Origin of the sequence: unidentified bacterial endosymbiont (assembly GCF_918797525.1) — a bacterium.
Taxonomy (GTDB): domain Bacteria; phylum Pseudomonadota; class Gammaproteobacteria; order Enterobacterales; family Enterobacteriaceae; genus Enterobacter.
Map to the genome: position 1 here is coordinate 3,754,495 of NZ_OU963893.1, position 13,090 is coordinate 3,767,584.

At 55.5% G+C, this 13,090-nt stretch carries 12 protein-coding genes; 3 read left to right on the forward strand and 9 right to left on the reverse strand.

The window, feature by feature from the left end; translation table 11 throughout:
- Window positions 1–77 precede the first annotated feature (77 nt).
- The 3 genes from brnQ to phoB form a co-directional block, all read right to left on the reverse strand.
- Window positions 78–1,397 (reverse strand): branched-chain amino acid transporter carrier protein BrnQ, encoded by a 1,320-nt coding sequence (gene brnQ, locus NL510_RS18030; RefSeq protein WP_253378956.1) that lies wholly within the window; start codon window positions 1,395–1,397, stop codon window positions 78–80.
- A 412-nt stretch (window positions 1,398–1,809) separates the two neighbouring features.
- The gene (gene phoR, locus NL510_RS18035) at window positions 1,810–3,105 is read right to left on the reverse strand and encodes a phosphate regulon sensor histidine kinase PhoR (RefSeq protein WP_253378968.1); all 1,296 of its coding nucleotides are present in this window, start codon (window positions 3,103–3,105) and stop codon (window positions 1,810–1,812) included.
- Window positions 3,106–3,126: 21 nt separating this feature from the next.
- Window positions 3,127–3,816 (reverse strand): phosphate response regulator transcription factor PhoB, encoded by a 690-nt coding sequence (phoB, locus tag NL510_RS18040; RefSeq protein WP_003859122.1) that lies wholly within the window; start codon window positions 3,814–3,816, stop codon window positions 3,127–3,129.
- A 185-nt stretch (window positions 3,817–4,001) separates the two neighbouring features.
- Between phoB and sbcD the strand changes: the two genes are divergently transcribed.
- Window positions 4,002–5,207: an exonuclease subunit SbcD gene (gene sbcD, locus NL510_RS18045; RefSeq protein ID WP_253378970.1), complete on the forward strand. Its 1,206-nt coding sequence runs from the start codon at window positions 4,002–4,004 to the stop codon at window positions 5,205–5,207.
- Window positions 5,204–8,335 (forward strand): exonuclease subunit SbcC, encoded by a 3,132-nt coding sequence (gene sbcC, locus NL510_RS18050; RefSeq protein WP_253378972.1) that lies wholly within the window; start codon window positions 5,204–5,206, stop codon window positions 8,333–8,335. The genes sbcD and sbcC overlap by 4 nt, the downstream gene beginning before the upstream one ends.
- A 41-nt stretch (window positions 8,336–8,376) precedes the next feature.
- On the opposite strand, the gene mak is transcribed toward sbcC, so the two are convergent.
- A complete protein-coding gene (mak, locus tag NL510_RS18055) occupies window positions 8,377–9,282 on the reverse strand; it encodes a fructokinase (RefSeq protein WP_253378974.1) in 906 nt (301 codons plus the stop codon).
- 123 nt (window positions 9,283–9,405) lie between these two features.
- Between mak and rdgC the strand changes: the two genes are divergently transcribed.
- Window positions 9,406–10,320: a recombination-associated protein RdgC gene (gene rdgC, locus NL510_RS18060; RefSeq protein WP_253378976.1), complete on the forward strand. Its 915-nt coding sequence runs from the start codon at window positions 9,406–9,408 to the stop codon at window positions 10,318–10,320.
- A 69-nt stretch (window positions 10,321–10,389) separates the two neighbouring features.
- Here the strand turns inward: rdgC and ppnP are convergent, their stop codons facing one another.
- From ppnP to NL510_RS18085, 5 genes are all read right to left on the reverse strand, one after another.
- Complete coding sequence (ppnP, locus tag NL510_RS18065; protein WP_253378978.1) at window positions 10,390–10,677, reverse strand: pyrimidine/purine nucleoside phosphorylase; 288 nt, start codon at window positions 10,675–10,677, stop codon at window positions 10,390–10,392.
- A 71-nt stretch (window positions 10,678–10,748) separates the two neighbouring features.
- Complete coding sequence (locus NL510_RS18070) at window positions 10,749–11,426, reverse strand: AroM family protein (RefSeq protein WP_253378979.1); 678 nt, start codon at window positions 11,424–11,426, stop codon at window positions 10,749–10,751.
- A gap of 236 nt (window positions 11,427–11,662) precedes the next feature.
- Window positions 11,663–11,854, reverse strand: coding sequence for a protein YaiA (gene yaiA / locus NL510_RS18075; protein ID WP_253378981.1), 192 nt, complete (start codon window positions 11,852–11,854; stop codon window positions 11,663–11,665).
- Window positions 11,855–11,898: 44 nt separating this feature from the next.
- On the reverse strand, window positions 11,899–12,423 hold the full coding sequence (gene aroL, locus NL510_RS18080) for a shikimate kinase AroL (RefSeq protein ID WP_253378986.1): 525 nt from the start codon (window positions 12,421–12,423) through the stop codon (window positions 11,899–11,901).
- 145 nt (window positions 12,424–12,568) lie between these two features.
- A complete protein-coding gene (locus tag NL510_RS18085; RefSeq protein WP_253378989.1) occupies window positions 12,569–13,027 on the reverse strand; it encodes a YaiI/YqxD family protein in 459 nt (152 codons plus the stop codon).
- Window positions 13,028–13,090: the final 63 nt, after the last annotated feature.

Consider the following 13,090-nt stretch of genomic DNA (forward strand, 5'->3'; position numbering starts at 1 on the left):
AGTCTTGCCATTCAACACGAAAAAACAAAAAACCACGGGGCCTTAAGCCCCGTGGTTAAACAGTTTGTTGCCGTTGATTAATGGACGTTGGGTGCAACCTGACGCCCTGCGGCTCGGTCCCAGATAATCGCCAGAACCAGCGCAACAACGGTAGGCATCAGCCAGGCCAAACCTTGCTCGGACAGCGGGAGACGCTGTGTCCAGGCAGGCAGGATTTCTGCGAACGCTGATGCTTTAATACCGTCAAGGATACCAAAAATCAGGCTGATAAACATCGCTGGTGCAATAATTCGTGAGGAGTTATGCCACCACGAGCGGGTGAAGCTCAGCACCACCAGCGCAATACACGGCGGGTAGATAGCCGTAAGCACCGGGATAGAGACATGGATCAGATGGCTCAGACCAAGGTTCGACACCGCCATAGAGAAGATACCGAGGATAAACACCAGCGTGCGATAAGAGAGCGGCAGGTACTGGGCAAAGAATTCAGCACAGGCACAGGTCAGGCCAACGGCGGTGACCAGACACGCCAGGAAGATCAGCACCGCCAGCATCATACTGCCAGCCCCACCGAAGGTGTGCTGCACGTAAGCATGCAGTATTGCAGCGCCGTTCGCATTTTGATCGACAAGCGTTGCGCTATCGGAGCCCAGACGGAACAGCGCAAGATACAGCAGCGTCAGGCCTACGCCAGCCATCAGGCCCGCCCAGATGGTGTAGCGGGTCAGCAGGCGCGCTTCGGTTACGCCACGGGAACGGGCGGCGTTAACAATCACGATACCAAATACCATCGCCCCCAGCGTATCCATGGTCAGGTAGCCATTCACAAAGCCGTTAGAGAAGGCGGCGTTTTGGTAGGCATCCATCGCCGTGCTGATTGGGCCAGCAGGCCAAATGATGGCGGCAATCGCCAGCACGATCAGCGCGACAATTTTCAGCGGAGCAAGGAAGTTACCCACGGTATCGAGCAATTTACCCGGATACAGGGAAACCAAAATCACGATGGCGAAGTAGACCAGGCTGTAGATAAACAGCGGCATAGCCCCATCACCGGTCAGCGGAGCAATCCCCACTTCGAAGGAGACGGTGGCGGTACGCGGGGTCGCAAACAGTGGGCCCACGGCCAGATAACAGACGGTCGCCAGCAGAACGCCAGCCACTTTGCCAATTGGGGTACTGAGGCTATCAACGCCGCCGCCGACTTTCGCCAGCGCCACCACGGTCAATACCGGTAGACCCACGGCAGTAATCAGGAAGCCCAGCGCAGCAGTCCAGACGTGTTCTCCCGCCTGCAAGCCAACCATGGGAGGAAAGATGATATTACCTGCGCCAACGAACAGCGCAAATGTCATAAAGCCCAGCGCGATGATGTCACGCGATTTTAAATGATGGGTCATAGAACCTTACTGCCTGTGGATGTGGTGTTGAAAACGTTGAGATTTCCCCCCCTCCCTGACGGGTCAATACGGCGGAAAATTTACTCAATTTCAGCGGGATATGCTCCCGTCCTGGCGTGGCGAAGAATAGTTTTTCGATTTACCACGCAAATACAGTCGGTCTGACAGTATATGGGGGGCAATTTAAACGCTTATAACGTTTAAAGGCAAGATGGGATCGCAAAACCAGAACAATATACCAGTAAGAAAAATCGCATCAGCACGATCCACCATGTATAAGAAAAAGCCATGGCTAATCATGCGAACAGAAAACAACCAACCGTATAAAAAATCCACCCGCGTTTCGCTTGACTGCAACGTAAACGGGCCAGCATTGGCTGGCCCGTGGAAACGTATAATGACACGCCTGCTGTCAGGCGAGGTTTTTGGCCATTAATCGTTCCGGGATAACAAAGCTAAAACGCGTACCCGCTCCCAACGTGCTCTGGATATCCAGACGCGCATCGTGATGATTAACCGCGTGTTTCACAATCGCCAGCCCTAACCCACTTCCGCCAGTCTGTCTGGATCGCGCTTTATCCACACGGTAGAAACGCTCCGTGAGGCGAGGAAGGTGTTCCTGCGAAATACCGGGGCCATTATCCTCGACGCTGAACTCTGCCCCCGCAGGAACATGCTGCCAGCGCACCACAATATGTGTCCCTTCCGGGGTATGATTGACCGCGTTATAGACGAGGTTCGAAATGGCGCTTCGCAACTCGTCCTCGCTGCCGAGAACTTTCAGCGCGTTATCCACCTCAAACGTTAGCCGATGCTTACTGTGGCTTAACGTCTGCGCTTCACGCTCCACCACGCGCAGCATCATCGGCACGTCAATGGTGTCTGTCAGCGCAAGCGTAGGAGCAGCCTCAATTTTCGATAACGTCAAAAGCTGTTTGACCAGCCCTTCCATCCGGTGCGTTTGCTCACGCATAGTATGCAGCGCTTTCTCACGCGGCACCCCTTCCAGCGTTTGCTCCTGCATCATTTCCAGGTAACCCTGAAGCACCGTCAGCGGCGTGCGTAACTCGTGGCTAACGTTGGCAAAGAAGTTGCGGCGCGCTCCTTCGAGCTGATGCATCTGGGTGACATCACGCGCCACCATCAACCATTGCCGATCGCTGTAGGGCATGATGCGAATTTCAAGATGGCGACCGTTGTTCAGCTTCAGATTATGCGGGCGCGTGAAGTCACGCTTTTTCAGATACAGCGTGAATTCAGGGTAACGCAGTAGGTTGAGAATGTTCTGGCCGTTGTCGTCCGGCCAGCGCAGGCCCAGCAGCTGTTGGGCGAGACCGTTACACCAGAAGATGGTGCCTTCTTCTGTGGTCATAATGACGGCATCGGGCAGAGATTCCGCTCCGCTGCGAAAGCGTTTGATCAGGCTTCCCAGCTCGCGGCGGCGCTTTTTATTGCGCATCTGCATCTGATGGAGGCCATAAAGCAAAGGCTCCCAGCTTCCGCTTCCCGGCGGAGGCGTCATACTTCTGTCAACCCAAAGCCACCAGGAGAGGCGCAGTAAGTTCCAGAAATGCCAGATTAACAGTCCGGTCACGGCTGCCAGCAAAAACCACGGCAGATGTCCGAGAAAGGCCCCCAGAATGAAGGCCGGCATACAGCATAAGATCAGTTCAAAGACAAGCCTTTTCCATGACAGACGTTCCAGCACGCGTCACACTCCAGTCATTGTTCAGAAACGGGTAGAAAAACGATAACCCGTGCCACGGACCGTTTGTACCATGCGATCGTGGCCGCTCAGCTCCAGCGCTTTACGCAGGCGGCGAATATGGACATCAACCGTCCGGTCTTCGACATAGACGTTAGTTCCCCAGACGTTATTCAGCAACTGCTCACGGCTGTACACACGCTCCGGATGCGTCATAAAGAAATGCAGGAGTTTGAATTCGGTAGGTCCCATATCGAGGGGATTTTCGCCGGTCATCACGCGGTGCGAGGTTGGATCAAGGCTCAGGCCCTGCATCTCTATAACCTCTTCTACCGCCATCGGTGAAATACGGCGCATGACCGCTTTAATACGCGCGACCAGCTCTTTCGGGGAGAAGGGTTTGGTAATGTAATCGTCCGCGCCGGTCTCCAGACCGCGCACGCGGTCTTCTTCTTCGCCGCGCGCCGTGAGCATTACCACCGGAATATCACGGGTCATCGCTTCACGTTTTATGTGTTTGATAAACTGCAGGCCTGAGCCGCCCGGGAGCATCCAGTCAAGCAGAATCAGATCGGGCCAGGGTTCATTCAACTGGTTCACCGCGCTGTCATAATCTTCCGCTTCAACCGGCTGGAAGCCATTTTGTTCGAGCACGAAACACACCATTTCACGAATTGGAGCTTCATCTTCTACGACCAGAATACGTCTCGCCATACTTTGCCCTGTCTTATCATATTAAGTTACAAGTTTGTAATTCGGCGCCATTATGCGTCAGATTTATGACAGATTTATGAAAAACATTACCACTATAAATGGCAAACTGTTGTTTTATTACAACGGTTTTTTCCGTTCTCTGAACGTTTATAATCCCCCTACACCATTTTTGCCACGGAACAGCTATGCGCATACTTCACACCTCGGACTGGCATCTGGGTCAAAATTTTTACAGTAAAAGCCGTGCGGCTGAGCATGAATCGTTCCTGAACTGGCTGCTTGAAACGGCGCAATCACAGGATGTGGATGCCATTATCGTCGCGGGTGACATTTTTGATACGGGCTCTCCGCCGAGCTATGCGCGTGAGTTATATAACCGCTTCGTGGTCAACCTGCAGCAAACGGGCTGTCATCTGGTCATTGTTGCCGGAAACCACGACTCCGTTGCGACGCTAAATGAATCCCGCGATATTCTGGCCTTCCTGAACACCACCGTCGTGGCCAGCGCCGGACATGCTCCGCACATGCTAAAAAAACGAGACGGCACGCCGGGCGCGATCCTGTGCCCGATCCCTTTCCTGCGCCCGCGCGATATCGTGCAAAGTAAGGCGGGTCTCTCCGGCGGCGAAAAACAGCAGCATCTGTTGCAGGCCATCACCGACTATTATCACCAGCAGTTTGCCGATGCCTGCGCTTTACGGGGCGACCAGCCCATTCCGGTGATTGCCACCGGGCATCTGACCACCGTAGGAGCCAGCAAAAGTGACGCGGTGCGTGACATCTACATCGGCACCCTTGACGCGTTCCCGGCGCAAAATTTCCCTGCCGCCGACTACATCGCGCTGGGGCATATTCACCGGGCGCAGGTTATCGGCGGTTGTGAGCACATTCGCTACTGCGGCTCGCCCATTTCGCTCAGCTTTGATGAAACTGGCAAAGCGAAATCCGTGCATCTGGTGAGCTTTACCGATGGCAAACTCACCGCCGTCGAGACGCTGGAGGTTCCCGTGACCCAGCCGCTGGCTGTGCTGAAAGGCGATCTCGCCGCGATTTCCGCTCAGCTTGAGCAGTGGCGTGACCGGGCTCTCCACCCTCCCGTCTGGCTGGATATCGAAATCACCACCGATGATTATCTGCACGATATGCAGCGTAAAATTCAGGCGCTGACGGAAGAATTGCCTGTCGAGGTTTTACTGGTACGCCGTAGCCGTGAGCAGCGCGAAAAAGTTCTGCTGAGCGCGCAGCGCGAAACGCTCAGCGAGCTGAGAGTAGAAGAGGTGTTCGAACGTCGGCTGGCCCAGGAAGAGATTGATGATGCGCAACGAGTCCGCCTCAACGAGCTGTTCACCCACACCCTGCATGTGCTCAATGATGAGGAAGAAAACGCATGAAAATTTTGAGCCTGCGCCTGAAAAACCTCAACTCTCTCAAGGGCGAGTGGAAGATTGACTTCACCGCTGAGCCGTTTGCCAGCAACGGTCTGTTTGCCATCACCGGCGCCACTGGCGCCGGTAAAACCACGCTGCTCGACGCCATGTGTCTGGCGCTCTACCATGAAACACCGCGTCTGCAGAAAGTTTCGCAGGCACAAAACTTTCTGATGACCCGCGATACCGCCGAGTGCCTGGCAGAAGTGGAATTTGAGGTAAAAGGCATCGCCTACCGCGCCTTCTGGAGCCAGAGCCGGGCGCGCAATCAGCCAGACGGAAACCTGCAGGCCCCCCGCGTCGAGCTGGCGCGCTGCGAGGACGGTAAAATCCTCGCCGACAAAGTGACGGATAAACTCGAGCAAACGGCTGCGCTCACCGGACTGGATTATGGTCGGTTTACCCGTTCGATGCTGCTCTCGCAGGGTCAATTTGCCGCCTTCCTCAATGCCAAACCGAGCGATCGCGCTGAGTTGCTGGAAGAGCTGACCGGCACCGAGATTTACGGCCAGATTTCCGCCAGGGTGTTTGAGAAACACAAAGCGGCCCGTACTGCGCTCGGGATGTACGAAGCGCAGGCCGCCGGCGTGGTGGTGCTGAGCGAAGAGCAACAGCAGCGGCTACTGCAAAGTTTGCAGGCGCTTACTGACGAAGAGAAAACAGTGTTGGCGCAGCAGCAAAGCCAACAAAAAGCGTTTCAGTGGCTTACACGCAACGACGAGCTGGAGAGCGAGCAACGTCGCGCTACGGCCCAACAACAGCAGGCGCAGCAGGCGCTCACTGACGCTGCGCCGAAACTGGCGAAACTCCAGCTGGCCCAGCCCGCCGCCCAGTTACGCCCGCTTTGGGAGCACCAGCAACAGCAGGCTACCCGGCGTGCGCAAACCCGGCAGCGAATTTTTGAAGTAAATGCTCGCTTACAGGATAAAACCGCGCTGCGCTCACGTATCCGCAACAGCGCGTTACACAGCCATGCGCGTCTGCAGGCCAATCTTAGCGCCCTGGCGCAGTGGCTCGCAGAACACGATCGATTCCGCTTGTGGGGCCAGGAGATTACTGGCTGGCGCGCGCAGTTCAGTCAGCTTGATCGTGATAAAAACCAGCTTACTGCATTGGCTGCCCGCATGACGGAGTTACGCCACAAGCTGGCGGGTCTGCCGGAAAATCCCCTGACGCTCACGGCGGATGAGGTCGCGCAGGCGATGGAGCAGCAAGCGCAGTCGCGAACGCAGCGTCAGCATTTGACCGCGCTTCATACCCGCTACCAGCCGCTGCAAAAGCGCCTGCGCCAGAACGGTGAAAGCATACAAAAAGCGCAGGCGGAGCTGGCAACACTCAACGAGACGCTGGCACAGCGTCGACAGCAGTATAAAGAGAAAAATCAGCACTACCTGGACGTTGAAACCCTCTGCAAACAGGAAGAGAAAATTAAGGGCCTGGAGGCTGAGCGCGCGCTTTTACAGGCCGGACTCCCCTGTCCGCTGTGCGGCTCCTCATCACATCCCGCGGTGACGGAATACCAGGCCCTGGAACTCAGCGCAAACCAGCGTCGACGCGACCAGCTAGCGACAGAGGTGACTGCGCTTAAAGACGAAGGTTTGTTGGTGCTCGGGCAGGTCAATGCCCTGACCCGGCAGATCCAGCGCGAGACAGATGAAGCCCTGGCGCTTGCTCAGGAAGAGCAAGCACTTATGAAAGCGTGGCTGGAGGCTTGCGCCGCGCTGACTGTTACGCTGAATATTCAGGAAGATATTAACGCCTGGATGAGCGAACAGGAGCACTATGAGCGCCAGCTTTTCCAGCTCAGCCTGCGATTGACGCTGCAAAACCAGCTCAACGATTGGCAAGAGCAGGAGAGCCAGCATCAGCAACAGCTGGCGATGACGCGTCAGGGGCTCGAAAACACCCTTACCGCGCGCGCGCTCAACGTACCTGAAGAGGGGACAGAGGCCGACTGGCTGCACGCCCGCGAAGCTGAGTTTGTCCAGTGGCAGGACAAGCAGGCCCGGCATGGCGCGCTTCAGGAACAGATTAATGCCCTGAAGCCATTGCTCGATACCCTCCCGGTAACGGATATCAGCGAAGCGGAAGCGGCGATTCCCGACAACTGGCGCGACGTTCACGACGAATGCGTGTCGCTGCAAAGCCAGCTTAGCGCACAGCAGCAGCAGGAGGCGCTGGAGAATGAACGCCTGCGCCAGGCGCAGGCACAATTTACCTCGGGGCTGGTAGCAAGTCGCTTTGCCGATGAGGAAGCGTTCCTTGCCGCATTGCTGGATGATGAAACCGTCCGACAGCTTGAGCAGTTGAAACAGACCCTTGAAAATCAGATGCAGCAGGCGACGGCGCTGTCGGGGCAAGCAAACCAGCAGCTACTGGCGCATCAGGCGCTGCGTCCTGAAGGGCTGGACGCCGATAAGCAAACCCTGCAAACGCAGTTGCAGCAACTGACGCAGCAGCTTCGCACTAACACCTCCCATCAGGGAGAGATCCGCCAGCAGCTTAAACAGGACAGCGATAACCGCCAGCATCAGCAGGCATTAATGCAGCAAATTGAAGAGGCGGCGCGTCTGGCAGATGACTGGGGGTATCTGAATTCACTGATTGGCTCCAGCACCGGTGACAAGTTCCGTAAGTTCGCCCAGGGGCTAACGCTGGATAATCTGGTCTGGCTTGCTAACCAGCAGCTCAACCGCCTTCACGGACGTTATTTGCTACAGCGTAAAGTCAGCGACGCGCTGGAGCTTGAAGTGGTTGATACCTGGCAGGCCGATGCAGTACGCGATACCCGCACTCTGTCTGGCGGCGAAAGTTTTCTCGTCAGCCTGGCGCTGGCGCTGGCCCTTTCAGACCTGGTGAGCCATAAAACGCGGATTGATTCCCTGTTCCTGGATGAAGGTTTTGGCACACTCGACAGCGAAACGCTCGATACCGCCCTGGATGCTCTCGACGCGCTGAACGCCACGGGCAAAACCATTGGCGTGATAAGCCACGTCGAGGCGATGAAAGAACGCATTCCGGTGCAGATCAAAGTGAAGAAGATCAACGGGCTGGGATATAGCAGGCTGGACAGGGCGTTTGCGGTAGAGTAAGTGAGGGCTTGCGCGGTCTGGCACCCTCACCTGGCCTGCTTTTATTCCGGCCACAGCCAGGCGGCACCGCGCACGCCGCTTGAATCACCGTGAACCGCTTTGAGGATCGGGGTTTCACACTCGCCGCCAAACACCCACTGCTTTAGCAGATTCGGCACGGTAGCGTACAGCCGGTCGTTATTGCTCATGCCTCCTCCCAGCACAATCACGTCGGGATCGAGAATATTCACCACGTGCGCCAGCGATTTCGCGAGGCGCATTTCGTACCGACTGAGCGCCAGTTCTGCCAGCGGATCCTGCTCTTCAACCAGACGGATAATTTCGTTACCCTTGAGCGATTGTCCACTCAGGCGCTGATAATCGGTGGCAAAGCCGGTGCCGGAGATAAAGGTCTCAATACAGCCCTGCTTACCACAGTAGCACGGCACGTCAACCCGATAATTAAGCTCATCATCATCCATCCACGGTAACGGGTTATGCCCCCATTCGCCCGCCACGCCGTGACCGCCAATATGAGCGCGTCCCCCGAGGGCCACGCCCGCGCCGCAACCGGTACCAATGATGACCGCAAAGACGGTTTGCACCCCTGCCGCCGCGCCGTCTATCGCCTCCGATACCGCCAGACAGTTGGCGTCATTTGCCAGACGCACTTCGCGGTTCAGCCGCGCGCTCAGATCCTTATCAAAGGGCTGGCCGTTAAGCCAGGTAGAGTTAGCATTTTTGACCACTCCGCTATACGGCGAGATTGACCCGGGGATCCCGATCCCCACAGTGCCCGTCTCCCCGGTCGCCTGCTCTGCCATCTCAACAAGCCGGGCAATCGTCTCGATTGTCTGATGATAATCATCCCGCGGCGTCGGCAGGCGGTGGCGGAACAGTTGTTCCCCCTGCGCACTCAGCGCGATGACTTCTGTTTTCGTGCCGCCCAAATCAATCCCAATACGCACAAAACTCTCCTCATTATTTTGATTATCAACAGAGTAGAAGCACGCCTCCCGATTAGCAATGCAAGCGCGGCGACAATTCGTTATCATGCCCGCTGATTTAACGACAAGGCCGTGGAAATTATCATGCTGTGGTTCAAAAATTTGATGGTTTACCGTCTCAGCCGCGACGTTTCGCTGCGTGCAGAAGAGATGGAAAAACAGTTAGCCGCTTATACCTTTTCCCCTTGCGGTAGCCAGGATATGGCAAAAACCGGTTGGGTTGCGCCAATGGGCTCACAAAGCGATGCCCTGACTCACGTCAGCAGCACGGGTCAAATCATGGTTTGCGCCCGCAAAGAAGAAAAAATCCTGCCGACGCCGGTGGTGAAGCAGGCACTTGAGGCGAAAATCGTTAAGCTGGAGGCCGAACAGGGCCGTAAGCTGAAAAAGACCGAAAAAGATTCGCTGAAAGATGAAGTGCTGCACTCCCTGCTGCCGCGCGCGTTTAGTCGCTTCAGCCAGACCATGATGTGGATTGATACCGTTAACGGTCTGATCATGGTGGATTGCGCCAGCGCTAAAAAAGCGGAAGACACGCTGGCCCTGCTGCGTAAAAGCCTCGGCTCATTACCGGTGGTCCCGCTGGCGCTGGAAACGCCCATCGAGTTAACGTTGACCGAGTGGGTGCGCAGCGGTACGGCCGCACAGGGCTTCCAGATCCTCGATGAAGCAGAACTGAAAGCGTTGCTGGAAGATGGCGGCGTGATCCGCGCGAAGAAACAGGATTTGGTGAGCGATGAGATCGCCGTACATATCGAGGCGGGTAAAGTGGTCACCAAACTGGCGCTCGACTGGCAGCAGCGTATTCAGTTTGTCATGTGCGACGATGGCTCCGTGAAGCGCCTGAAGTTTTGCGATGAACTGCGCGATCAGAATGAAGATATCGACCGGGAAGATTATGCTCAGCGCTTTGACGCAGACTTTATCCTGATGACCGGGGAGCTGGCAGCGTTAATTCAGAACCTGGTAGCAGGCCTGGGCGGAGAAGCGCAGAGGTAATCTCGCTAAAATGCCTGCACTAAACAGTCCCCTCGCCCCCTCTGGGGTTAGGATGAGGGGACACGTATCTTATTTCAGATAACGACAGAGGTAAGAGGTTGGCTCAGCCACCTGAAGATGGAACTCGCTGTGACCAGGGACATTGAAAACCTCTCCGGCAGCATAAATTTTCCACTCGGTCTCACCTGGCAGTAATACGTTCAGCGCGCCGCTGACAACCGTCATCTCTTCTGCTTCAGCGGTGCCAAAGGTATATTCCCCTTCAGCCATCACGCCTACGCTGGCGCGACCAGTGCTGCTACTGGTAAAACCGATGGATTTCACTTTACCGGAAAAGTATTCGTTACTTTGAAGCATGAACTGGCCCTTATATTTAGCATTAAAAATTCACTATAGGGGCCATGCTCCTCACCTGTCACGCAAAATCATCACACCAGTAACTCTGCAGCCAGACGCGCCATCAAAACGTTGGACAACAGCACCGGAACATCCAGCGCCTTTTGCAGCAAATCACGATGGCGCTGATGGAAACCGAGGCAGTCCAGCATCAACACATCAGCCCCTCTGTCCAGCAGCTCTTGCCCTGCCGCTATCAGCTTAGCTTCGCTATCCCAGATGGGGTTGGCAAGCGCGTACAGCGGAATTTGTTCTAGCACGCTCCACTTCGCAACCTGGCTATCCAGCAGCTCCTCAATGGGGACAATAACCCCCACCTGATGGCCATCGACAATCGACGCCACCAGCGGAGGAATAATTCGCATCGGTTCGAGCAAAATAGTATTACGCGTGATGAGCCCCTTAATGGGTGCGGTACTCATCAGTAAAATCACGTAATAGCCTTGATTATCGAGGACTTCTATTATCCCCTGAAGCGAGCGCTCGATTTTCTGACGTGACACATACGCCAGTTTACCGTCACTTAACAACGTCGTCAGGGGATCCTCCCCGGTATCGACAGCGTAGTCTTCCATGACCTCTTCCCGACTCATCTTTCCCAGCAGGCTAAGATGGGTGATCTGTTGTTCAGAGACATGCTCCGTTAAGAGCGGTAACACTTCGCTTACAGGGACCACACCAATGGTGAGGATCGCCAACGTCGCCTTCATTTTGATTGCCTTTCATCACTGCTATCGCTGCCACACTGGTACAGGCTCACTACGCTGCACAGTTCTTTTTTTAACAAAGCAGCAGCAAGCGTAGCAGGTGATCCCGACAACAATATGTAAAGATCGCCTGGCCAGTTCGACACCACCTGTAATAACTAAATATTAACCCTTACTTAACATTCGCGACGAGTAAAAAGTGTGATTCAGGCACGATCTTAAGCGCTTTAGGAATTCATTCAGGATTTTTCAGGATCTTCGTAGCGCCGCTTCGCATCCAGCGCTTCGTGTTCAGTTTCGTGTTCGCTGATAAGCGAATCGGGCTTAGGGTGGTCTGCGCGCAGTTGATACCATGTAACGGTTTGATCGCCACTACCTTTTTCGACGGTAACAATGCGGGCTTCACGCGGATAGGGAGGTCTGGTTGGCATAGCTTATCCTTTTAACATGTCTGAGCTATGAGTATAGACAGCGATTAGCTGGCGCAGGCTAAATCCAGGACGGTAATAATCTGAATAACGACCTCTTCTGGGGGGGCCGATGCATCCACAACGTGGTGTGCCGCTTCGCGGTATAACGCATCGCGCTCTGCGAGGACCTCGCTTACCTCTTCACTGAGCGGCTTCGCGGTGAGAGCGGGGCGTTGACCTTCTTGCGGAAACGCTTCCAGCCGCCCCACCAGGATAGACACCGGCGCACAGAGATAAATCACGATCCCATTTTCGCGCATAAACTGACGGTTGCACGGTGCGAGGATAATACCGCCCCCGGTCGCAATCACGCTGGAGGGCGCCGTCACGGCCTGAAGCGTGGCCGTTTCCCGCGCACGAAAGCTGCCCCAGCCCTCTTTTTCGACAATCTCGGCGATGGATTGTCCAGCATGTGTTTGCAGCCAGTGGTCGGTGTCGACAAACTGGCTTTGACACACGCGTGCCAGTGCCAGGCCAACGGTGGTTTTGCCACAGCCGCGGGGGCCAACTAAAAAGATAGGTTGGGTCATAACCAGGTGTTTCCCCTCGATGCCGGATGGCTGAAGACTGTAAAGAAATAATTGCAGAAGATGTTGCGTTTACTTTACTGCAAAGCGGTACGGGATGACAACCCTGCGGAGACCACACTGTACCACAACTTGACAATCATTATCATTACGCCGTGCGGCGTTTCACTTCCAGCAACCATTTATCCAGCTCGGCGGCAAACTGCTGACGGTCGCGCTGAGACAGGCTATCCGGCCCGCCGGTCTGTACGCCACTGGCGCGCATGGTATCCATAAAATCGCGCAGGGTGAGCTTTTCCCGAATCGTTGCGGGGGAGTATCGTTCGCCGCGCGGGTTCAGCGCCGCCGCCCCTTTTTTCAGAACGTCTGCGGCGAGGGGAATATCCGCCGTGATCACCAAATCTTCGGCGCTGCACAACCGCACAATCTCATTGTCCGCCACGTCAAACCCGGCAGGCACCCGCAAAGCGCGAATAAACTTCGACGGCGGCACGCGGATGTTCTGGTTCGCCACCAGCGTAAGCGGCATCTGCACGCGTTCGGCGGCACGGAACAAAATTTCTTTAATGACATTCGGACAGGCGTCCGCATCAACCCAAATCGCCATGTTGGCTCCTCATAATGATACTGGCGACTATTGTCGCCTGCATTTCGTTGTTAAGCTATCACC

Coding starts and splice junctions, on each gene's coding strand:
- rdgC (WP_253378976.1), top strand. CDS start 9,406: ATGCTGTGGTTCAAAAATTTGATGGTTTACCGTCTCAGCCGCGACGTT.
- NL510_RS18085 (WP_253378989.1), bottom strand. CDS start 13,027: ATGGCGATTTGGGTTGATGCGGACGCCTGTCCGAATGTCATTAAAGAA.
- NL510_RS18070 (WP_253378979.1), bottom strand. CDS start 11,426: ATGAAGGCGACGTTGGCGATCCTCACCATTGGTGTGGTCCCTGTAAGC.
- sbcC (WP_253378972.1), top strand. CDS start 5,204: ATGAAAATTTTGAGCCTGCGCCTGAAAAACCTCAACTCTCTCAAGGGC.
- brnQ (WP_253378956.1), bottom strand. CDS start 1,397: ATGACCCATCATTTAAAATCGCGTGACATCATCGCGCTGGGCTTTATG.
- phoB (WP_003859122.1), bottom strand. CDS start 3,816: ATGGCGAGACGTATTCTGGTCGTAGAAGATGAAGCTCCAATTCGTGAA.
- sbcD (WP_253378970.1), top strand. CDS start 4,002: ATGCGCATACTTCACACCTCGGACTGGCATCTGGGTCAAAATTTTTAC.
- aroL (WP_253378986.1), bottom strand. CDS start 12,423: ATGACCCAACCTATCTTTTTAGTTGGCCCCCGCGGCTGTGGCAAAACC.
- ppnP (WP_253378978.1), bottom strand. CDS start 10,677: ATGCTTCAAAGTAACGAATACTTTTCCGGTAAAGTGAAATCCATCGGT.
- yaiA (WP_253378981.1), bottom strand. CDS start 11,854: ATGCCAACCAGACCTCCCTATCCGCGTGAAGCCCGCATTGTTACCGTC.